Annotated in this window: 1 protein-coding gene; it reads left to right on the forward strand. The window is 31.1% G+C overall.

Annotation, left to right across the window (positions count from 1 at the left end):
- A partial coding sequence (locus AC1DG9_RS27755; protein ID WP_477635795.1) for a hypothetical protein occupies positions 1-245 on the forward strand: 245 nt, incomplete at its 5' end.
- Between the last annotated feature and the right edge of the window lie 196 nt (positions 246-441).

Raw genomic sequence — 441 nt, forward strand, 5'->3', positions numbered from 1 at the left:
TTTTAAAACCTGATTGGACTACACTAGAAAAATTAAAAGACCAAGCTATGATTTATATGTTAATTCATGAAGAAGGCGTATGGGGAAAACTTGAAAGGCATGCTAAATATAAATATAAGAAATTAATCAAAGAAATATCTCCAGTTGATTTGACGGAATTAATGAAATCGACTTTAAGAGAAAATGAAAAACAATTGCAAAAGCAAATAGAATTTTGGCAGACAAAAAGTAAGAAGCTATTTTAAAAATGGCTACCATTCGGCTCCCTTTTAGCTCCCAAATGGCTACATAAAAAGGGAGCCATTTGGGAGTCATTTTTTGATTTTATGTAGCCATTTGGGAGWCATTTCTGTKCAGGATTCCWCTTATGCTCTTTAAAATACRAGAGTTACATTATACACCTATTTTTTAAGGCTTTAGCTTTTTATTAAGAAGAATAAC

This window comes from Pedobacter sp. 05L430 (assembly GCF_056397585.1).